We start from the raw sequence: 323 nt of genomic DNA on the forward strand, positions 1-323 counted from the left end.
TGCCGTGGCGGCGTTTGCGGGCAGTGCACCACGCGCTACCTGAGCGGGGTGGTGGAGCACCGCGATCACTACCTGGATGAGCAGCAGCGCGGCGCAGCGCTGATGCCCTGTGTTTCCCGTGGTGGCTGCTCCGGCACGCTGCTGCTCGACCTCTGAGGAATCCGCCATGCCCGTCGTGCTCAAACCCCTGGAAACCTACCGGGACGACTTCACCTTCAGCAACAGCCCCGAGGCCATTGCCCGCTTTCCCTTTCCGTTCCCCGAGGACAGCTACATGTATTCGGTGAACATCGAGCCGGCCACGCCGCGTGAGCCGGGCTCGG

At 65.9% G+C, this 323-nt stretch carries 1 protein-coding gene; it reads left to right on the forward strand.

Features of this window, described 5'->3' with window-relative positions:
* Positions 1–156: 2Fe-2S iron-sulfur cluster-binding protein (locus J0A65_RS28065; protein ID WP_416135348.1), on the forward strand; the 156-nt coding region annotated here is incomplete at its 5' end.
* Positions 157–323 lie beyond the last annotated feature (167 nt).

Origin of the sequence: Bowmanella yangjiangensis, assembly GCF_017255015.1 — a bacterium.
Lineage (GTDB): Bacteria > Pseudomonadota > Gammaproteobacteria > Enterobacterales > Alteromonadaceae > Bowmanella > Bowmanella yangjiangensis.